Consider the following 21,424-nt stretch of genomic DNA (forward strand, 5'->3'; position numbering starts at 1 on the left):
GGCCAAATGAAACAAGCGAAAAAACAGGGGATTTTAGAGCGTTTCTATTACTCTTCAGATGAAATCATTGAAAAGCCGTTTAACTGGGCTCAAATGTGGCGGCTGCTGAGCTATGTCAAACCATATCGAAAAACAATTTTGCCGCTTTCTTTTCTCACTGTATTAATTGGCACTGCTGTGAAGCTTGTGATCCCCATTTTGATCGGCGTTTATGTTCTTGATCATGCGATTACAGGGAGAAACTCGGAGCTGCTGATTCAGCTCATTTTTATTATTAGCGGTTTATATGTCCTCAATTACGCCGCCAATGTGTTAAGAATCAGGTGGATGAATCAGCTTGGCCAGCATGTCATTTACGATTTGCGACAGCATTTATTTACCCATGTGCAGCGCTTATCCCATCGATTTTTTGATCAGCGGTCGGCGGGATCGATCTTAGTCAGGATCATGAATGATATTAACTCTCTTCAGGAGCTCTTTACAAGCGGAGTCATCAATTTGTTGACCGACTTGCTGCTTCTGGCCGGCGTGATTATTATTTTGTTTACGCTGAGCCCTGAGCTGACTATAGCCATCATGGTGACATTGCCGATTATGTTTTTTATTTCAACAAGTCTCAGAAAAAAAATACGCCGATCCTGGCAAACGGTACGGCTGAAGCAATCGAAGCTCAACTCTCATCTAAACGAAAGCATTCAGGGCATCCGGGTCACACAGGCATTTACGCAGGAAGAAGAAAACATGGCGTATTTTGACGGTGTCAATCAGGAGAACTACGAATCATGGCGGGAAGCAACTAGAAAAAATGCCATGTTCCGTCCGCTGGTAGAAATGACGAATGCGATTGGGACGGCTGTCTTGATTTGGTATGGAGCCACACTCATCATGAATGAAACCATTACGATTGGGGTCTTCGTTTCTTTTGCTTTCTATCTGGGAATGTTTTGGGAACCTATTTCGAGACTGGGTCAGGTCTATAATCAGCTGTTAATGGGGATGGCATCATCAGAACGGATTTTTGAGTTTCTGGACGAACAGCCAAATGTCAAGGAGAAGCCGAATGCCATTCATAATGAAAAGATAAATGGGGAGATCAGTTTTGAAGAGGTTGAATTTTCGTATGATGAAAAACGAAAAGCCCTTTACGCCATTTCTTTCTCTATTCCGGCGGGCTCGACGCTTGCGCTTGTCGGGCATACAGGGAGCGGGAAGACGACGATTGCCAATTTAATCAGCCGTTTTTATGATGCGACCGGAGGCACCATTAAAATAGACGGTATACCGATTAAGGATCTTTCCCTTGCCAGTCTGCGCTCTCAAATCAGCATTGTCCTGCAAGATACATTTATTTTCTCTGGGACCATCATGGAAAATATTCGTTTTGGAAGGCCAAATGCTTCGGATGAAGAGGTGATGAAATCCTCCCAAGCGGTCGGAGCGGATGAGTTTATTTCCGATTTAGCGGAAGGATACGCAACAGAGGTGGAGGAAAGGGGCAGCGTACTGTCTGCCGGTCAGCGTCAGCTCATTTCATTTGCAAGAGCATTGCTCGCCGATCCGGCTATTATCATCCTTGACGAAGCAACGGCAAGCATTGATACAGAGACAGAAGTAAAAATTCAGCAAGCGTTAAAAACGCTTCTGAAAGGGCGTACAGCAGTGATGATCGCTCACAGATTGTCTACGATCCGCGACGCCGACCGCATCATTGTTCTTGATCACGGCAGGAAAATAGAAGAAGGGAACCATGATCAGCTGCTCGCTAAAGGAGGCATTTATGCCGGGCTTGTGAAAGCGCAATACAGCACAGCGATAGAATAATATGAAAAGCCTTCGGCTTTTGGAAATTTATTAGAAAAACATGAAACTTTTTGATATCCTTCCCGTACTATTTGTTAGATATTCTCAAGGAGGTTTTGAAATGGAAACGAATGTAGAAAAAAACAGCGGAACGGCGACTGAAAAGCCTTCACTTTTCGGAGTAATCACAAGTCCGTCCGTTCAATTTGAAAGAATAAGAGAAAGGCCGGCTGTATGGGGACCGCTTTTGATTGTTGCAGCAATTATCATCGTCGGTGCCGTGCTGCAATCACTCGGTACGGATTATAGTGAGCTTTTGAAAAGCCAGGATACGCAAGGGCTATCTGCTGAACAAATGGAAACTGTCGCAACAATAACCAAATTTGGCGGAATGGCAGGCGCTATTATCGGCGGTATCGCAGCATTATTTATTGCCCCTCTTATTTATTGGCTCTGTGTAAAAATATCAGGCGGAGTTACGACATATAAAAAAATGCTTTCTCTCGGTCTGTTTGTCTCTTTAATTAGCAGTCTCGGATTATTGGTTAATGGAATCGTTGCTTTTACGACTGACGTGAATCCTCTTTACAGCACGACGTCACTGGCAGGGATTATCCCATCTGACGGGGCTCTTGCCAGCGTGTTAAATACCTTTGAAATTTTCAGCATCTGGAGCTTTGTATTATTAGCAATCGGACTTCACAAAACGGGAGGCATCTCCAAAAAAGCCGGGTGGATTTCAGCAATCATTCTATTCGGAATTTTAGTTGTATTTTCGCTTTTTTCAGGTTTAATCAATTCTGTGGCGGGTGCATAAGCTCATGAAAAAAGTCTGGATCGGAATTGGAATCGCAGTTATAGTCGCTCTTTTTGTTGGAATCAATATATACCGGTCTGCCGCTCCAACAAGCGGCAGCGCCGGCAAGGAGATACAGGCGGGGAGCGTTGAAGAAAATGAAATCTCATCAACGGTTATGGTTCCTGGCACGCTAAAATTTTCAAATGAACAGTATGTCTTTTATGAAGCTGATAAAGGGACATTAGAAGACATTAAAGTAAAGGAAGGCGATAAAGTTAAAAAGGGCACGCCTTTAGTCACCTATACAAATGAGCAGCTGAGCCTGGAAAAAGAACAGAACCAGTTAACGTCTGAATCCAATCGGCTTCAAATTGACCAAATTCAAGAAAAGTTAAAAGCCTTAGACAGCAAAGAAAGAGAACTGGAAAAACAGGTAGGAAAGAAAGAAGCAGAAAAACAAATCGAATCTGAACGGACAGAGCTTCAAATGCAGAAAAAAACAGCGGAGATCGAATTAAAACAAACCGAGCTTCAGCGACAGTCACTTGCCAACCGGGTATCAGATCTTGAAGTGAAAAGCGAAATTGAAGGCACCGTTATTTCTGTCAACCAAGAGGCGGCATCCAAAAAGTCAGATATTCAGGAGCCTGTCATACATATCGGCAACCCAAAAGACCTTGTCGTCTCAGGGAAATTGTCTGAATACGATACATTGAAAGTCAAAAAAGGCCAGAAGGTCACACTCACTTCAGATGTAATACAGGGTAAAACATGGAAAGGCACGGTTTCCGCAGTCGGGCTTGTTCCGGATCAGCAGGAGAGCGCTGCGGCACAAGGAACAGAACAGGCGGTCCAATACCCGCTTCAAGTGAAAATAAAAGGAAATCTTCCAGAAGGAAAGCCAGGCTTTAAATTTATCATGAATATTGAAACAGATAAACGGAAAGCAAATACGCTTCCTTCAAAGGCAGTCAAAAAAGAAGATGACCAATATTATGTGTATACAGTAAAAGACGGAAAAGCAAAGCGAGTTGATGTCAAAATCGGCGAAGTGACAGATGACCTGACAGAAATTAAAGAGGGGCTTACCCAAGATGATCAAGTCATTTTGAATCCATCTGATCAGGTGACTGACGGAATGGAAGTGAAATCTTAAATGATTCAGCTTTCTAATGTGCGAAAAAGCTACCAGATCGGAAAGGAAACGTTTGATGTTCTCCATTCTATTGATTTGGACATTCATCAAGGTGAATATGTCTCGATTATGGGGCCGTCAGGATCAGGAAAATCGACGATCATGAATATTATCGGCTGTCTTGATCGGCCGACTTCCGGTACATATCAATTGGACGGCGAAGACATTTCTTCATATAAAGATAAAGAACTGGCGGCAGTCCGTAACCGGTCCATCGGTTTTGTATTTCAGCAATTTCAGCTTCTTCCGCGGCTGAACGCAAAAAAAAATGTCGAGCTGCCGATGATTTACTCCGGGATAGGCAAAAAAGAACGTCAAGAGCGGGCTGAGAGAGCATTGGAAAAGGTCGGGTTAGCCGATCGAATGCTCCACATGCCCAACGAGCTGTCGGGCGGGCAGAAGCAGCGGGTGGCGATTGCGAGGGCGATCGTGAATGAGCCGAAATTGATTTTAGCTGATGAACCGACCGGCGCGCTGGATACGAAAACTAGCGAGGCGATTATGGATCAGTTTACAGCATTAAATGCCGAGGGAACGACAATCGTTCTGGTTACTCACGAGCCTGAAGTAGCAGATTGCACGAATCGGATCGTCATGGTGCGTGACGGAAACATTGTTCCTGCCAGCTCCGGACAAAGGAGTGTGGGAGAATGAGCCTGTTAGAAAACATCAGAATGGCTCTAAGCTCTGTCCTTGCCCATAAAATGCGTTCGATCTTAACGATGCTCGGCATTATCATTGGTGTAGGCTCTGTCATTGTTGTCGTTGCGGTAGGACAGGGCGGCGAGCAAATGCTGAAGCAGTCGATCAGCGGCCCGGGAAATACTGTGGAGCTGTACTATATGCCTAGCGACGAGGAGCTTGCAAGCAACCCGAACGCCGCAGCTGAATCTACGTTTACAGAAAAAGATATTAAAGGTTTAAAAGGAATAGAAGGCATTAAACAAGTCGTTGCTTCGACTTCTGAAAGTATGAAAGCGCGTTATCACGAAGAAGAAACCGATGCTACGGTTAACGGAATAAATGATGGATACATGAATGTCAATTCTTTAGAAATCGAAAGCGGCAGAACATTTACCGACAATGACTTTCTCGCGGGGAATAGAGCCGGAATCATCTCTCAAAAGATGGCTGAAGAGCTGTTCGATAAAACCTCCCCTTTAGGTGAAGTTGTCTGGATAAACGGACAGCCCGTTGAAATTATCGGCGTGCTGAAAAAAGAAACAGGCTTGCTTTCTTTCGATTTAAGTGAAATGTATGTGCCATTTAATATGATGAAATCCTCTTTTGGCACAAGTGATTTCAGTAACGTATCATTGCAGGTCGAATCAGCAGACGACATAAAATCGGCTGGAAAAGAAGCGGCACAGCTGGTAAATGACAATCATGGCACAGAGGATTCGTATCAAGTGATGAACATGGAGGAGATTGCGGCCGGAATTGGCAAGGTAACGGCAATTATGACGACGATTATCGGCTCAATTGCAGGTATTTCCCTTTTGGTCGGCGGAATCGGTGTCATGAATATTATGCTCGTATCAGTCACAGAACGGACACGGGAAATTGGAATCAGAAAATCCCTCGGTGCGACGAGGGGACAGATTCTGACTCAGTTTTTAATTGAGTCAGTCGTATTGACGCTGATTGGCGGTCTGGTCGGGATTGGTATTGGATACGGAGGGGCCGCGCTTGTTTCAGCCATTGCGGGCTGGCCGTCACTCATATCCTGGCAGGTTGTATGCGGGGGCGTGCTGTTCAGTATGCTCATTGGTGTTATTTTCGGCATGCTTCCTGCAAATAAAGCCGCAAAGCTTGATCCCATTGAAGCGCTGCGTTATGAGTAGCCTCATGCAACATGCATGAGGTTTTTTTATGTTTAGTGATTTCTACTATGAATATAAAAGACTTTTTTCATTAAAATAAGAAGAAAATGTCGTACAATTGTCCTTATTTTTGTCGAATTTACAGTTTACAAACCCTATAGACATACGTTAATATGGAGAAACGTGAAAGATTTTGATAGTTATTGAATGAATTTGAATGATTTTAGTTGCCTAAACCGAAAATAGCGTTTACAATGAAATTGTATTCAAAATGAATACGTTTTCATTAGGAGGTGAAGCATGCTAACTCCTGAACGGCATCAATTGATTATTGATCAAATAGAAAAGCATGATGTGGTAAAGATTCAAGAGCTTATAAATCTGACTAATGCTTCTGAATCAACAATCAGAAGAGATTTATCGACACTTGAAGAACGCGGTTTTTTAAAGCGCGTTCATGGTGGAGCGGCCAAGCTTTCCGATATCAGACTTGAACCCGATATGCTTGAAAAATCATCCAAAAACCTTCACGATAAACTGAAGATTGCTGAAAAAGCAGCTTCTCTTTTAGAAGAAGGGGATTGCATTTACCTTGATGCAGGCACGACGACATTGCACATGATTGATTTTATGGATAAAACCAAAGATATTGTCGTTGTCACAAACGGGGTAATGCATATCGATGCATTAATAAGGAAAGAAATTTCTTTTTATCTGCTTGGAGGATACGTAAAGCACAGAACGGGCGCGATTATTGGAGGCGCTTCATTGATTGCCATGGACCAGTACAGATTTGACAAGAGTTTTCTGGGGACAAACGGTGTCCATACAGAGGCTGGATTTACAACGCCGGACCCTGATGAGGCCCTTTTAAAACAGAAAGCGATCAAACAGGCAAAACACGCTTACGTCTTAGCAGACCCTTCGAAGTTCGGAGAAATTTCATTTTCGGCATTCGCCGGAGCAGGCGACGCAACAATCATTACGACTGACGCTGAAGAGCTTACATTCGATAATTACCAAGAAAAAACTGTCGTAAAGGTAGTGAAACCATGATTTACACTGTAACACTTAATCCATCTGTCGATTATATAGTTCACGTTGAAGATTTTACTGTAGGAGGCCTGAACCGTTCTTCGTATGATACCAAGTATCCAGGGGGCAAAGGCATCAACGTATCGAGACTGCTGAAAAGACACCATGTGGCGTCTAAAGCGCTCGGATTCGTCGGCGGATTTACCGGAGAATATATCAAAACATTTTTACGGGAAGAAAACCTGGAAACAGCTTTTTCTGAAGTAAAAGGGGATACCCGTATCAATGTAAAGCTGAAAACTGGTGATGAAACTGAAATTAACGGGCAGGGACCGACAATTTCGGATGAAGATTTCAAAGCCTTTTTAGAACAGTTCCAATCTTTGCAAGAGGGAGATATCGTTGTTCTTGCAGGAAGCATTCCATCTTCACTCCCTCACGATACTTATGAAAAAATCGCAGAGGCCTGCAAACAGCAGAACGCACGAGTTGTTCTGGATATCTCAGGCGAGGCTCTTTTGAAAGCAACAGAAATGAAACCATTTTTGATGAAGCCAAATCATCATGAGCTTGGAGAAATGTTCGGCACGGCCATTACATCTGTTGAGGAAGCCGTTCCTTATGGGAAAAAGCTTGTAGAACAAGGCGCTGAACATGTAATCGTATCAATGGCCGGAGACGGAGCGCTTCTGTTTACGAACGAAGCTGTTTATTTTGCTAACGTGCCAAAGGGGAAATTGGTAAACTCAGTCGGAGCAGGGGATTCCGTTGTTGCAGGTTTCCTTGCCGGAATTTCCAAACAGCTGCCGCTTGAAGAAGCATTCCGCTTAGGAGTTACTTCAGGCAGTGCTACCGCGTTCTCTGAAGAACTTGGAACAGAAGAATTTGTCCAGCAGCTTCTTCCTGAAGTTAAGGTCACACGTCTATAGAGGAGGAAACACAAGTGAAAATAACTGAGCTTTTAACGAAGCATACGATAAAGCTTAATATTGAGAGCAAAGAAAAAGAAAATGTTATTGACGAAATGGTCACTGTTCTTGATAAGGCTGGAAAGTTAAATGACCGACAAGCCTATAAAGAAGCCATTTTAAATCGCGAAAGCCAAAGCTCCACGGGTATCGGTGAAGGAATCGCTATCCCCCATGCGAAAACGGCAAGCGTTATCAACCCGGCGATCGCGTTCGGACGTTCAAAAGACGGCGTCGATTATGAATCATTAGACGGCCAGCCGGCTCACTTAGTGTTCATGATTGCGGCGACTGAAGGCGCAAACAACACTCACCTTGAAGCATTGTCAAGACTTTCAACGCTGTTAATGCGTGAAGAAATCCGTAAGCAGCTCCTTGAAGCTGAGTCTGAAGATGTCATCATCGACATTATTAATCAGCACGATAAAGATGATGACGAAGAGGAAGAAGAAGAAGCGGCACCAGCACCTGCCGGAAAAGGGAAAATTTTAGCGGTTACTGCATGCCCGACAGGTATTGCCCATACATTCATGGCTGCGGATGCCCTTAAAGAAAAAGCGAAAGAGCTTGGTGTGGAAATTAAGGTCGAAACAAATGGGTCAAGCGGCATTAAGCACAAGCTCACTGCCCAAGAAATCGAAGATGCACCTGCAATCATTGTCGCAGCGGACAAGCAGGTTGAAATGGAACGTTTTAAAGGCAAGCGCGTACTTCAAGTTCCTGTAACGGCGGGTATCAGACGTCCGCAAGAGCTTATCGAAAAAGCGATGAATCAAGATGCGCCGATTTATCAAGGCAGCGGCGGCGGTTCGGCAGCTTCAAACGATGATGAAGAAGCGAAAGGCAAGTCTGGAAGCGGTATCGGAAACGCGTTTTATAAGCACCTGATGAGCGGTGTCAGCAACATGCTTCCGTTCGTAGTCGGCGGTGGTATTCTCGTTGCGATTTCATTCTTCTGGGGAATTCACTCTGCTGATCCGAATGATCCTAGCTACAACACGTTTGCAGCAGCATTAAACTTTATCGGCGGCGACAATGCATTAAAACTCATTGTTGCAGTTCTGGCCGGTTTCATTGCGATGAGTATTGCAGATCGTCCTGGTTTTGCGCCTGGTATGGTCGGAGGATTTATGGCTACTCAAGCGAATGCTGGATTCTTAGGCGGCTTAATTGCCGGATTCCTTGCCGGTTATGTTGTGATTTTACTGAAAAAAGTATTTACGTTTATCCCTCAGTCACTTGATGGATTAAAACCTGTTTTGATTTACCCGCTGTTCGGTATTTTTATCACTGGCGTATTAATGCAATTTGTCGTCAATACACCTGTAGCAGCTTTTATGAATTTCTTAACAAACTGGCTTGAAAGCCTTGGTACTGGAAACCTTGTGTTAATGGGTATTATCTTGGGCGGCATGATGGCGATCGATATGGGCGGCCCGCTTAATAAAGCAGCCTTTACGTTCGGTATCGCCATGATCGATGCAGGCAACTATGCGCCTCATGCAGCAATCATGGCCGGCGGTATGGTTCCTCCGCTTGGTATCGCACTTGCAACAACCATTTTCAGAAACAAATTCACTCAGCGTGACCGTGAAGCTGGTATTACATGCTATTTCATGGGAGCTGCTTTCGTAACAGAGGGAGCGATCCCATTTGCTGCGGCTGATCCGCTTCGCGTCATTCCAGCTGCTGTAGTCGGTGCAGCTGTTGCCGGCGGATTAACTGAATTCTTCCGAGTAACGCTTCCGGCGCCTCATGGAGGAGTATTCGTAGCTTTCATTACAAACCATCCGATGCTTTACCTTTTAAGTATCGTGATCGGTGCTGTTGTGATGGCAATTATCCTCGGTATCGTCAAAAAACCTGTTACAGAAAAATAAGAAAAAAAGCGTCCTTGGTTCGAAAGGACGCTTTTTCTTATCCGGCCGGCAGGGAGCGCGGTTAAGTTATGTATTTTATTCTTTTTTATGATAAAGTAAAAGAAGAGAAACAACTGACATAGCAATTGTCTAGGAGGAAACACTTTGACCGAGGAAAAAAATACGAATACTGAGAAAACGGCGAAGAAAAAAACCAATACGTACCTGGAATGGGGTAAAGCGATTGTCATCGCTGTTCTGCTGGCTCTCCTGATCCGTCACTTTTTGTTTGAACCGTATTTAGTTGAAGGTTCATCTATGTATCCCACATTACATGACGGAGAAAGGCTGTTTGTGAATAAAACAGTCAACTATATCGGCGAGCTGAAGCGCGGAGATATCGTTATTATCAACGGTGAAACTTCTAAAATCCATTATGTAAAAAGATTGATCGGAAAGCCTGGAGAAACCGTTCAAATGAAGGATGACACGCTTTATATAAACGGTAAAAAAGTAGCCGAGCCTTACTTGTCTAAAAACAAGAAGGAAGCAGAAAAACTTGGTGTCAGTCTGACAGGAGACTTTGGACCGGTTAAGGTTCCGAAAGACAAATACTTTGTCATGGGAGATAACCGGCTGAATTCTATGGACAGCCGAAACGGGCTGGGACTGATCGCGGAAGATCGAATTGTCGGCACATCGAAGTTTGTCTTTTTCCCGTTTAACGAAATGCGTCAAACAAAATAAAAACGCCTTGCTGGCCTAGGACAGCAGGCGTTTTTATTTTGAAAAAGAAGCGACCAATGCAATGCATAAAACCGTGATGAACACTGAACCGATAATAGCCAGCACACTGAAGAAAAGGTGAACCTGTTTGTTTTCTTTTCCGCGCTTTTCTAATAGCCGTTTAGAAAAAATGTGCGAAAATATGTAAATAAGGGCTATGCCTATATATAAGCCGATATCTTTGGCGGTAAAGCCTGTTACGGCAAGGTAAAAGCCCGTAAAAAAGATCAGTAAGCAATATTCAGTAAGTGTTAAAAGCCTCAACGTGTTCCTCCATGAGAGTGTGTAATTTTCCAGGCGGATGCATTCTCTCTCTTTAATTGTAACACAGCTGGCTGGTTTGGGTGTATAAGTGTTTTCTCTCTGTTTTATCAGGGAATCATTTCTCTTGCCCTGCATTCATGGTATACTTTTATTGATGATAGACATGATGGAGGATAATAAATGATTGCTGTAAATAATGTAAGCTTGCGGTTTGCGGATCGCAAGTTATTTGAAGATGTTAATATTAAATTTACCCCAGGCAACTGCTATGGGTTAATTGGTGCAAACGGTGCCGGTAAATCAACGTTTCTAAAGGTGCTGTCAGGCGAAATCGAGCTTCAGACAGGCGACGTGCATATGAGTCCTGGCGAGCGTCTTGCCGTCTTGAAGCAGAACCATTTTGAGTACGAAGAGTATGAAGTGCTGAAAGTGGTCATTATGGGCCACAAACGCCTGTATGAAGTCATGCAGGAGAAAGACGCTATTTACATGAAGCCTGATTTCTCAGATGAGGATGGGATTCGTGCTGCTGAGCTAGAAGGTGAATTCGCGGAACTGAACGGTTGGGAAGCGGAAAGTGAAGCTGCGATCCTGTTAAAAGGCCTTGGTATCTCAGAAGATCTGCACACAAAAAAGATGGCAGACCTCGGCGGTTCGGAGAAGGTAAAAGTTCTCTTGGCACAGGCATTATTCGGCAAGCCGGATGTTCTGCTGCTCGATGAGCCGACGAACCACCTGGACCTTCAGGCAATTCAGTGGCTTGAAGAGTTTCTGATTAACTTTGAAAACACAGTTATTGTCGTATCCCATGACCGTCACTTTTTAAATAAAGTATGTACGCACATTGCCGACCTTGATTTTAACAAAATTCAAATCTATGTCGGAAACTATGATTTCTGGTACGAGTCAAGCCAGCTGGCGTTAAAGCTTTCTCAAGAAGCGAACAAGAAAAAAGAAGAGCAGATTAAACAGCTTCAAGAGTTTGTCGCTAGATTCAGCGCCAATGCGTCTAAATCTAAGCAGGCTACATCAAGAAAGAAACTTCTCGAAAAAATCACGCTGGATGATATTAAACCGTCTTCCCGCCGCTATCCTTATGTTAACTTCACGCCGGAACGGGAAATCGGAAATGATGTTCTTCGCGTGGAAGGCTTAACAAAAACAATCGATGGCGTAAAGGTGCTTGACAATGTCAGCTTTATTATGAATCGAGAAGATAAAATTGCTTTCACTGGCCGAAACGAACTTGCTGTTACTACGCTGTTTAAAATCATTTCCGGGGAAATGGAAGCTGACAGCGGAACGTTTAAATGGGGTGTTACCACATCTCAAGCGTATTTTCCAAAAGACAACAGCGAATATTTCGAAGGCAGTGATCTGAACCTTGTAGACTGGCTTCGCCAATATTCTCCGCACGACCAAAGTGAGAGCTTTTTACGCGGTTTCTTAGGACGCATGCTGTTCTCTGGAGAAGAAGTCCACAAAAAAGCAAATGTACTTTCCGGGGGAGAAAAGGTCCGCTGTATGCTGTCGAAAGCGATGCTTTCTGGCGCCAATATTTTAATTTTGGATGAGCCGACTAACCATTTAGACCTAGAGTCCATTACAGCGCTCAATAACGGCTTAATCAGCTTTAAAGGCGCTATGCTGTTTACTTCCCATGACCATCAGTTTGTGCAGACCATTGCCAACAGAATTATAGAAATTACACCTAACGGCATCGTCGATAAGCAAATGAGCTATGACGAGTTCCTTGAAAATGCTGATGTGCAGAAAAAATTGACTGAACTATACGCGGAATAAAAAAGCAGAGATTTCTCTGCTTTTTTTGATACCTAAATATGAAAGGAGATCACAACATGAAATTTTTAGTTGTCGGAGCAGGTGGAGTAGGCGGGTATATTGGCGCACGGCTTTCGGAGAAAGGAAATGATGTGACATTTCTTGTGCGCCAAAAAAGAGCTGAGCAGCTGAAAAAAACCGGGCTTGTCATCCATAGTGAAAAAGGGAATGTATCATTTCAGCCCGAACTAATCAGTGTCGGAGAAACAGGGCAATTTGATGTCGTTATCATTGCTTCTAAAGCATACTCACTTGGTCAAGTGATAGAGGATGTCAAACCATTTATCCATCAGGAATCTGTCATTATCCCTTTCTTAAACGGGTACCGCCACTATGAGCAGCTATTTGCGGCATTTTCAAAAGAACAGGTGCTGGGCGGCCTGTGTTTTATAGAAAGTGCTTTAGACAACAAAGGAGAAATTCATCATACGAGCACATCGCATCGTTTTGTATTTGGAGAATGGAACGGCGAGCGTACGGAGCGGATAAGAGCGCTTGAAGAGGCATTTTCAGGTGTGAAGGCTGAAGTCATCATTAGCGGGCATATCGAGAAGGACATTTGGAAAAAGTATCTCTTTATTGCAGCGCAAGCGGGGATCACAACGTTATTTCAACGACCGCTTGGCCCAATCCTCGCCACAGAAGCCGGACGTCACACGGCCCAAACTCTTATTGGGGAAATTTGCGCTGTTTTACGAAAAGAAGGTGTTCCGGCTGATCCGGATCTTGAGGAAGAGAGCTTTCGTACGATGACCAGCATGTCTTACCATATGAAGTCCTCCATGCTTCGGGATATGGAAAACGGCCAAACGACTGAAGGAGACCACCTGCATGGATTTTTGCTTGAAAAAGCAAAACGTTTATCTCTCGCTGCACCAGTATTAGAAACCGTTTATGCGAATCTGCAAATGTATGAAGCAGAAAAATAAAAAAAGGAGGCGGAAAAGCCTCCTTTTATTTACTTAAAAAGCCCAATTTCCGTTTCTGAAGATAGGCTCTCTTTTCCCGTCTGCCGTAATTCCGTCAATATTCATATCCTTAGAACCGATCATAAAGTCCACGTGTGTAATGCTCTCATTTAGGCCTTCTTTGACAAGCTCTTCACGAGACATCTGCTTTCCGCCTTCAATATTAAAGGCATAGGCGCTTCCGATCGCCAAATGATTTGACGCGTTTTCATCAAACAGCGTGTTATAGAAAAGAATGTTTGATTGTGATATAGGCGAATCGTAAGGAACAAGTGCCACTTCACCTAAATAGTGAGAACCTTCATCTGTTTCCACCAGTTCTTTTAAAATATCCTCACCTTTTTCAGCTTTAATGTCGACTATACGGCCATTTTCAAACGTCAGGGTGAAATTTTCAATAATATTTCCGCCGTAGCTTAATGGTTTTGTGCTTGATACCACACCGTCAACCCCGTCTTTTTGCGGCAGCGTGAATACTTCTTCTGTCGGCATATTGGCCATAAACTCATGGCCGCTTTCATTCACGCTTCCCGCACCTGCCCAAACATGCTTCCTAGGCAGCTTAATTGTTAAATCAGTTCCTTCAGCTTGATAATGTAAGGCAGCGTAATGTCTCTCGTTCAAATGGTCAACTTTTTCATGAAGATTTTGGTCATGATTGATCCACGCCTGAACCGGGTTGTCTTCATTTACGCGCGTCGCTTTAAAAATTTCTTCCCACAGAAGGTGGATCGCTTCCTCCTCTGATTTGCCAGGAAACACCTTGTGAGCCCAGCCTGCTGATGCCGCACCTACGACAGTCCAGCTGACTTTGTCTGATTGAATATATTGTCTGTATGTATGTAATGCTTTGCCTGCTGCTTTTTGGAATGCCGCAATCCGTTTGGAATCTATACCTTTTAGCAAGTCTGGGTTTGACGACACAACAGAAATGAAAGCAGCTCCATTTTTGGCAAGCTCTTCTCTGCCTTTTGCTTCCCATTCAGGATATTCTTCAAATGCTTCAAACGGCGCAAGTTCGTATTTTAATTTGGCGACTTCGTCATCCTGCCAATTCACGGTGACGTTTTTTGCGCCCTTTTCATATGCGTGTTTTACAATTAAACGGACAAAATCCCGGACGTCTGTTGAAGCATTTACGACTACATACTGGCCTTTTTGGACATTAACGCCGACTTCTACCGCCAGCTGTGCATATGTATTTAATTTCTGTGAAAATGAATCCATGAATCATTCCTCCAAGCTTTTTTCTCATCATATCAAATATGATCCTATAAAGGAAAGAAGGAGCCCAAAGTGAAAAACCCAAAACGACACGTCTTGGGTTTTTCAATATTATGGATGATTCAGTTTTACAGTGCCGCCTGCAGGCGAATGAGGCATATTTGCCAAAGAAATGCTCATGCCTCCAAGAATAATTCCGCTTAAAATGGCTGCGATCGCTACTCTTCTTCCTAAATCTCTTAGCATCTGTTTCCTCCTTAACGTTTCTCCATTTCCCACAATATGAAGGAAGTGAGGAAAAAAGAAGCAAGAAATTTGCCGCGTGTGAGAATTTTGCGGGTAAAGACTATTTAATTGCCTTTTGCAGCTTATCAATCACTTCTAAAGAACGGCCTGTGCCGATTGCTACAGATTCAAGCGGGTTTTGCGCCACGTGTACAGGCACGACAATCTCTTCTGTGAGCCATTCTTTAATTCCATTAAGGAGCGCGCCGCCGCCTGTTAAAATAACGCCGCGATCAACAATATCTCCGCTCAATTCAGGCGGACAGTCCTCAAGTGTCGCTCTGATGGCTTCAAGAATATGCAGGAGGGATTCACGCATTGCATCTTGAATTTCGTTGGATTGAAGCATAATGGTTTTTGGAAGACCTGTCACGAGGTCGCGTCCCCGAATTTCCATTGCCTCTGGTATATGTTCAATCAGAGCATGGCCAATTTCCATTTTTACCTGCTCAGCTGTGCGTTCGCCGATCAGCAAATTGTATTTTTTACGGACGAAAGAAACGATATCCTCATCAAGCTGGTCTCCGCCGATCCTGATAGAATGGCAGGAAACAACGCCACCGAAGGAAATAATAGCGACCTCTGTCGTCCCTCCGCCGATATCTACTACCACATTGGCAACCGGCTCATCGACCGGTAAATCCGCTCCGATGGCGGCTGCAACTGGCTCTTCGATTAAATGAACGTTTTTCGCGCCGCAATTTTTCACCGCATCACTGATGGCGCGGCGTTCTACTGCTGTTGAGCCTGATGGTGTGCAAACGACTACGTTCGGTTTTCTGAACGACATGCCGATGCTTTTTGCTGCTTTTTTCATAATGTGCTTTAGCAGGTCAGTTGTCATATCATAGTCTGCGATCACGCCATCTTTCATCGGTCTGACAGCGACAATTTTTCCCGGTGTTTTACCGATCATGTTTTTCGCGTCAGCTCCGATTGCAAGCACTGCTTTTGTCGTCGTATCCACTGCGACAACAGATGGTTCATTTAGGATAATCCCTTTATTTTTGCTGTAAACAAGTATATTAGCTGTTCCTAAGTCAATCCCGATTTCAGTTGATTGAAACATGTTTTCACCCAATCTCTATCCTAATTTAATATGATTCTACATTTAAAGTTTCTCAGAAATACTGCGATTTTTGGGGGTGTGCGTCGGTAAAGAAATGTTTTTGTAAAAAATCAAGGAACTGTGTAACAGAAGTAATACATTTTTCGGTTTTATGGAAAAAATATCTTGTAATTCTTATAGAAAGCGGGAAACTTTTTCAAAGTTTCATTCGTCTACGATATATTGAGGTACATCCTTAAAACATTACATGAGAAAAGAAACATTTAAAGGAAGAAGGGTTTTTATGAAATCAATAGGTGTTGTGAGAAAAGTAGATGAATTAGGCCGCATTGTCATGCCGATTGAGTTGAGACGGGCATTGGATATTGCCATAAAAGACAGCATTGAGTTTTTTGTTGACGGAGATAAAATTATCTTGAAAAAGTACAAACCTCATGGCGTTTGTTTAATGACTGGAGAAATCACTTCAGAAAATAAAGAATACGGCAACGGTAAAATTACGCTAAGCCCTGAGGGTGCACAGCTGCTTCTCGAAGAAATTCAAGCCGCTTTAAAAGAATAAAATTATGCTAAAAAAGGCGGAGTGATATCATCTCCGCCTTTTTTGCGTGCCAATTTTTGATTACCGCCGCCTAAGATAAGACATCAAGATATTTGGTAATGAATGATTTGGGATACTTTACATATTTTACTCAATTATTTGTCGAAGAATGGTACAATAAGTAGAGAAACACAAGCGGCAGGTGGTCATATGAGAAAATATCAAGCTCGTATCATTTCCATCATTTTGGCAATGATTTTTATAATGTTTTGGGATTATTTATTTTATTTTATAGGCAAAAACCCGATTAATTGGCCTGTTGATATTGTGTATACTGCAGTCACGCTGGTAAGTGTCTGGATGTTGGCTTATTATATTGATGAGAAACAGCAGCTGGTTAAGAAAATGAAGGATAACGAATGGAAGTATAAACAGCTTTCTGAAGAAAAAAACCGCATCATGGATAATTTGCAGGAAATCGTATTTCAAACAAATGCAAAAGGCGAAATTACATATTTAAACCAAGCGTGGGCATCTATAACCGGGTTTTCAATCAGTGAATGTATGGGAACAATGTATAACGATTACTTCATAAAAGAAAAGCACGTAGCCGACCACATTAACACCCAAATCCAAAACAAAGCGTCTTCTGGCATGTTTACGGCAAAATACGTGACAAAGAACGGCACGATTTTTTGGGGAGAAGTTCATTATAAACTTTACTATGACCGGGATGACCAATTTACAGGCAGCCTGGGTACAATGTCAGATATCACTGAGCGGAAAGAGGCTGAAGATGAGCTCATTGAGATTAATGAACGGCTGGCGAGGGAATCCCAGAAACTATCAATCACAAGTGAACTTGCCGCAGGTATTGCTCATGAGGTCAGAAACCCTTTAACATCTGTCAGCGGTTTCCTCCAGATTATGAAAACACAATATCCGGACAGAAAAGACTATTTTGACATCATCTTTTCAGAGATTAAAAGAATCGATTTAGTGCTCAGCGAGCTGCTGCTGCTTGCAAAACCGCAGGCAATCACATTTAAAACACACCAGCTTAATGAGATCTTGAAACAAGTCACGACATTGCTTGATACCAATGCAATTCTGTCCAATATCGTCATAGAGAAAAATTTCAAAGAGACAGATGGCTGTATGATTAATGGAGACGAAAATCAGCTGAAGCAGGTCTTTATCAACATCATTAAAAACGGAATTGAGGCAATGCCAAAGGGCGGTGTCGTAACCATTTCAACTGCTAAAACCGCCTCTCATGCAGTGATAAGCGTAAAGGATGAAGGAAACGGCATGCCGCAGGAAAAGCTGAAGCAGATTGGCAAACCTTTTTATTCAACAAAAGAAAAGGGCACTGGACTGGGACTTCCCATTTGTTTGAGAATCCTGAAGGAACATGACGGGGAATTGAAAATCGAAAGTGAAGCTGGAAAAGGCAGCGTCTTTCAAGTGGTTTTGCCTTTAAAATCAGACAACTGAGAGGAGAAAAATAAAGTGAACTCGCTTCTGTTTGTATATGGGACATTAAGAAAGCATGAAAAAAACCATCATTTGCTGGCACAATCGGCATGTATCAATGAGCAGGCGAGAACAAAGGGAAGTTTGTTTGCTGCAAAAGAGGGGCCCACAGCTGTTTTTAATGGCGAAGGCTATATATACGGCGAAGTATATGAAGCAGATGAATTGTGTATACATAAGCTCGATCAATTTTTTCAAGGATATCATAAACAAACGGTGTTTGTAGAAACGGATGTCGGGATTAAAAATGCGCTTATTTATTTTATGAGCAAAGAAGGGTGTGCCGGTTTTACGAAAATAAGCAGCGGCGACTGGAAAGAACATCAGATGATCAGCAAATCGAAAAACCCCATTTATTATTTTGCCTATGGATCATGCATGGATAATGCCCGCTTTCAAAAAGCGGGAGTCGATCACTATTTTCAAGATCCAGTAGGAAGAGCTGTTTTAAAAGGATACACAACCCGCTTCACGCTAAAAAGGGATGACGGTTCAAGAGCGGACATGTTGGAAGACGGAGGAACAACAGAAGGCGTTTTATACCGTATTCCTTATTCTGCTCTCTCCTATCTATTTAAAAGGGAGGGCGTCGAATCTCTTACGTATCGGCCGGCATTTGTAGACGTTGAAGCTGGCGGAAGGCACTACAAAGACTGCTTAACCTTTCTCGTCCTCCAAAAAGAAGCGGAAATTGCCCCGCCTCAGCACTATCAGATTGAAATCGAACGCGGAGCGGAGCTGTATTTGTCGCCTGAGTTTACTGAAAAGCTCAAGCGGCATATGAATTCGCTGCCAAAAGGATAACACTGTAACAAAAGAATATGATAAAATTTGATCAATATCATGTCGTATAAAGGAGCACCACGATGAAAAAAGAATTTGCGGTAATTGGGCTGGGCCGTTTTGGTGGCAGTATTTGCAAAGCATTAAGCGAAGAAGGCGTCGAGGTTATGGCAATGGATATCGATGAAGATAAAGTCAACGAGTATGCCAAGATTGCATCTCACGCAGTTATCGGTGATTCGACAGACGAATCTGTCCTGAAAAATTTAGGCCTGCGAAATTTTGACCACGTTATTGTAGCAATCGGGGAAAATATTCAAGCGAGTATTTTAACGACACTCATTCTGAAAGAACTTGGCGTCCATACGATTACAGTTAAAGCGCAGAACGATTATCACGAAAAAGTGCTGTCTAAAATTGGCGCGGATCACATCGTCCACCCAGAACGCGATATGGCAAAACGAATTGCGCATAATATCGTGTCCAACAATGTACTTGACTATTTGGAGCTGTCTGAAGAGCATAGTCTTGTTGAAATCGTAGCTAACAGCCGCCTGGCTGGAAATACACTTCTCGATTTAGATATTCGCGCAAAATACGGTATTAATATCGTAGCCATAAAAAGGGGCAAGGAAGTTATCGTATCACCGCTTGCAACCGAAGTCATCCACCAAGAAGATATACTCATTGTTATTGGATCAGTTACAGACATCTCCCGTTTTGAAAAAAGAGTTCTTCATACTAAATAGCAGTCAAATAAGCCGTCCTCAAAGGGCGGTTTTTCGTATTATCAGAATATAACAACTTTAATGAACTGAGCGCCAATTTCTTAAAATTTCATTGACTAAGCACAGGCGTTCCGATAGCATATTGTACCATATAATAAAAAAGAGGAGGGGCCTATTTGAATAAAGAAGCGCTAGTCAATAGGCTGAATGCTTCAGCCAAAAGACAAAAAGCTGATATCGTCATTAGGAACGGAAAAATCATGGACGTATATAATCAAGAATGGATATATGAAGATATTGCGATTACAGATGGAGTTATTGTAGGCCTCGGTGAGTATGAAGGCGAAAATACCATTGATGCAGAGGGACAAATGATTGTTCCGGGTTTTATTGATGGACATGTACATATTGAGTCATCAATGGTTACACCGATTGAGTTCGCTAAAGCAGTGTTGCCTCATGGCGTGACGACGGTCGTTACAGATCCGCATGAGATCGCGAATGTGTCTGGTGAAAAAGGGATTGTGTTTATGCTTGAACAAGCTCGGCATACACCGCTGAATATCCATTTTATGCTTCCTTCCAGTGTGCCTGCCGCAAGTTTTGAGCGATCAGGCGCAATTCTCAAAGCTGCCCATCTCAAGCCTTTTTATGAAGAAGAAGAAGTATTAGGACTGGCTGAAGTTATGGATTATGTGTCGGTTCAGCAGGCTGAAGAAGACATGGTTCAGAAACTGCTCGATGCCCGTGTGGCAGGAAAACGGATAGACGGTCATTTAGCTGGTTTATCAACAGACCTCATTAACATTTACAGAACCGCCTTTGTCTTAAACGACCATGAAGTAACATCGAAGGAAGAAGCCCTTGATCGTATCAGAAGAGGCATGTATGTCATGATGCGTGAAGGATCAGTCGCCAAAAACACGCTCAATGTGCTGCCGGCGGTGAATGAAAAGAACGCACGCCGGTTCTTTTTCTGTACGGATGATAAGCATGTGGATGATTTATTGTCAGAGGGAAGTGTAAACCATCAGGTGAAAATGGCGATTCAAGCTGGACTTGATCCGTTTTTAGCCTATCAATTAGGAAGCCTCAATGCGGCCGAATGCTACGGATTAGATACAAAGGGAGCGATTGCCCCAGGTTTTGACGCTGATTTGCTCTTTGTATCTGATCTGGAAAATGTCACTGTCACAATGACGATGGTAAAAGGGCAGACTGTTGCTGAAGACAGCAAAGCGGTTTATCAGGATCATGCTTCAACTGCAGCACCAGATCAGGCACTGCTTGATTCTGTTAAGCTTGCTGCTCCTCTTAACAAACAGGATTTTCATATGCCAATCGATTCAGAGGAGCAGATCAATGTCATTCAAATCATACCAAATCAGCTTGAAACACGATTAGTACAAGTTCCGGCTCCTGATGCCCGCGAATTTGAGCCTGACACTGAGTTTGATTTGTTAAAGATTGCAGTTGTCGAGCGGCATAAAGGATTAAAAGAAACCGGACTTGGTGTTGTGAAAGGTTTTGGATTCAAGAGCGGAGCGATTGCCACAACCATTTCACACGACTCCCATAATATTATTGCTGTCGGAACGAATGATGAGGATATCGCGGCGGCAGTTAATAAGCTGCAGGAAATTGGCGGAGGATTAACGATTATAAAAAATGGGGAAGAGCTCCATTCAGTACCGCTGCCGATTGCAGGGTTATTATCCGACCAATCTGCAGAGCAAGTGAATCAAAGCTTGCTGACGCTTCATGATAAATTGCCGTTAATCGGTTTCACAGGCGGATTTAATCCATTTTTGACATTGTCGTTTTTAGCGTTGCCTGTCATTCCTGATATTAAAATGACGACTACGGGCTTATTCGATGTAAAATCATTTCAACACATATCACTGCAATAAAAAGAGGCA

General features: G+C 43.1%; 20 protein-coding genes. 16 read left to right on the forward strand and 4 right to left on the reverse strand.

Annotated features, from left to right (window positions below; translation table 11 throughout):
* Positions 1 to 6 precede the first annotated feature (6 nt).
* The 9 genes from MHI44_RS19300 to lepB all read left to right on the forward strand — a co-directional run bounded on the left by MHI44_RS19300 (position 7) and on the right by lepB (position 10,226).
* The gene (locus MHI44_RS19300) at positions 7 to 1,821 is read left to right on the forward strand and encodes an ABC transporter ATP-binding protein (RefSeq protein WP_339202544.1); all 1,815 of its coding nucleotides are present in this window, start codon (positions 7 to 9) and stop codon (positions 1,819 to 1,821) included.
* A gap of 100 nt (positions 1,822 to 1,921) precedes the next feature.
* Entirely contained in the window at positions 1,922 to 2,617 is a 696-nt protein-coding gene (yknW, locus tag MHI44_RS19305) for a toxin SDP protection protein YknW (RefSeq protein ID WP_014479677.1), read from the forward strand.
* Positions 2,618 to 2,621: 4 nt separating this feature from the next.
* A complete protein-coding gene (locus tag MHI44_RS19310; protein ID WP_029317740.1) occupies positions 2,622 to 3,755 on the forward strand; it encodes an efflux RND transporter periplasmic adaptor subunit in 1,134 nt (377 codons plus the stop codon).
* On the forward strand, positions 3,756 to 4,448 hold the full coding sequence (gene yknY / locus MHI44_RS19315) for an ABC transporter ATP-binding protein YknY (RefSeq protein WP_003232356.1): 693 nt from the start codon (positions 3,756 to 3,758) through the stop codon (positions 4,446 to 4,448).
* Positions 4,445 to 5,638, forward strand: coding sequence for a sporulation-delaying-protein transporter subunit SkiZ (gene skiZ / locus MHI44_RS19320; protein WP_339202545.1), 1,194 nt, complete (start codon positions 4,445 to 4,447; stop codon positions 5,636 to 5,638). The genes yknY and skiZ overlap by 4 nt, the downstream gene beginning before the upstream one ends.
* Before the next feature lie 279 nt (positions 5,639 to 5,917).
* Positions 5,918 to 6,673, forward strand: a complete 756-nt coding sequence (locus tag MHI44_RS19325; protein WP_339202546.1) for a DeoR/GlpR family DNA-binding transcription regulator — start codon at positions 5,918 to 5,920, stop codon at positions 6,671 to 6,673.
* A complete protein-coding gene (gene pfkB, locus MHI44_RS19330; RefSeq protein ID WP_003244923.1) occupies positions 6,670 to 7,581 on the forward strand; it encodes a 1-phosphofructokinase in 912 nt (303 codons plus the stop codon). The genes MHI44_RS19325 and pfkB overlap by 4 nt, the downstream gene beginning before the upstream one ends.
* Before the next feature lie 14 nt (positions 7,582 to 7,595).
* Positions 7,596 to 9,500, forward strand: a complete 1,905-nt coding sequence (locus MHI44_RS19335; protein WP_212059062.1) for a fructose-specific PTS transporter subunit EIIC — start codon at positions 7,596 to 7,598, stop codon at positions 9,498 to 9,500.
* Between the two features lie 144 nt (positions 9,501 to 9,644).
* Positions 9,645 to 10,226, forward strand: a complete 582-nt coding sequence (gene lepB / locus MHI44_RS19340) for a signal peptidase I (RefSeq protein WP_029317744.1) — start codon at positions 9,645 to 9,647, stop codon at positions 10,224 to 10,226.
* Between the two features lie 33 nt (positions 10,227 to 10,259).
* Here the strand turns inward: lepB and MHI44_RS19345 are convergent, their stop codons facing one another.
* Positions 10,260 to 10,529, reverse strand: coding sequence for a hypothetical protein (locus tag MHI44_RS19345; protein WP_003232345.1), 270 nt, complete (start codon positions 10,527 to 10,529; stop codon positions 10,260 to 10,262).
* A gap of 180 nt (positions 10,530 to 10,709) precedes the next feature.
* Here MHI44_RS19345 and MHI44_RS19350 point away from each other — a divergent pair, with 180 nt between their 5' ends.
* Both MHI44_RS19350 and MHI44_RS19355 read left to right on the forward strand, forming a co-directional pair.
* A complete protein-coding gene (locus MHI44_RS19350; protein WP_339202547.1) occupies positions 10,710 to 12,332 on the forward strand; it encodes an ATP-binding cassette domain-containing protein in 1,623 nt (540 codons plus the stop codon).
* Between the two features lie 56 nt (positions 12,333 to 12,388).
* The gene (locus MHI44_RS19355; protein ID WP_144482487.1) at positions 12,389 to 13,300 is read left to right on the forward strand and encodes a ketopantoate reductase family protein; all 912 of its coding nucleotides are present in this window, start codon (positions 12,389 to 12,391) and stop codon (positions 13,298 to 13,300) included.
* A 33-nt stretch (positions 13,301 to 13,333) separates the two neighbouring features.
* Here MHI44_RS19355 and MHI44_RS19360 read toward each other — a convergent pair whose 3' ends face one another.
* The 3 genes from MHI44_RS19360 to mreBH form a co-directional block, all read right to left on the reverse strand.
* On the reverse strand, positions 13,334 to 14,566 hold the full coding sequence (locus MHI44_RS19360; protein WP_003232341.1) for an aminopeptidase: 1,233 nt from the start codon (positions 14,564 to 14,566) through the stop codon (positions 13,334 to 13,336).
* A 108-nt stretch (positions 14,567 to 14,674) separates the two neighbouring features.
* Complete coding sequence (locus tag MHI44_RS19365; protein ID WP_003238865.1) at positions 14,675 to 14,809, reverse strand: protein YkpC; 135 nt, start codon at positions 14,807 to 14,809, stop codon at positions 14,675 to 14,677.
* A gap of 100 nt (positions 14,810 to 14,909) precedes the next feature.
* Positions 14,910 to 15,917, reverse strand: a complete 1,008-nt coding sequence (gene mreBH, locus MHI44_RS19370) for a cell shape-determining protein MreBH (protein ID WP_003245743.1) — start codon at positions 15,915 to 15,917, stop codon at positions 14,910 to 14,912.
* Between the two features lie 283 nt (positions 15,918 to 16,200).
* On the opposite strand from mreBH, the gene abhA reads away from it, so the two are divergent.
* From abhA to ade, 5 genes are all read left to right on the forward strand, one after another.
* Entirely contained in the window at positions 16,201 to 16,479 is a 279-nt protein-coding gene (gene abhA / locus MHI44_RS19375) for a transcriptional regulator AbhA (protein ID WP_003244728.1), read from the forward strand.
* Positions 16,480 to 16,668: 189 nt separating this feature from the next.
* Complete coding sequence (gene kinC, locus MHI44_RS19380) at positions 16,669 to 17,955, forward strand: two-component sensor histidine kinase KinC (RefSeq protein WP_339202548.1); 1,287 nt, start codon at positions 16,669 to 16,671, stop codon at positions 17,953 to 17,955.
* A 15-nt stretch (positions 17,956 to 17,970) separates the two neighbouring features.
* A complete protein-coding gene (locus tag MHI44_RS19385; protein ID WP_181217041.1) occupies positions 17,971 to 18,798 on the forward strand; it encodes a gamma-glutamylcyclotransferase in 828 nt (275 codons plus the stop codon).
* Between the two features lie 62 nt (positions 18,799 to 18,860).
* Complete coding sequence (gene ktrC / locus MHI44_RS19390; protein WP_003222311.1) at positions 18,861 to 19,526, forward strand: Ktr system potassium transporter KtrC; 666 nt, start codon at positions 18,861 to 18,863, stop codon at positions 19,524 to 19,526.
* 155 nt (positions 19,527 to 19,681) lie between these two features.
* Complete coding sequence (gene ade / locus MHI44_RS19395) at positions 19,682 to 21,415, forward strand: adenine deaminase (RefSeq protein WP_339202549.1); 1,734 nt, start codon at positions 19,682 to 19,684, stop codon at positions 21,413 to 21,415.
* Positions 21,416 to 21,424: the final 9 nt, after the last annotated feature.

It is taken from the genome of Bacillus sp. FSL K6-1366 (assembly GCF_037976695.1).
Lineage (GTDB): Bacteria > Bacillota > Bacilli > Bacillales > Bacillaceae > Bacillus > Bacillus subtilis.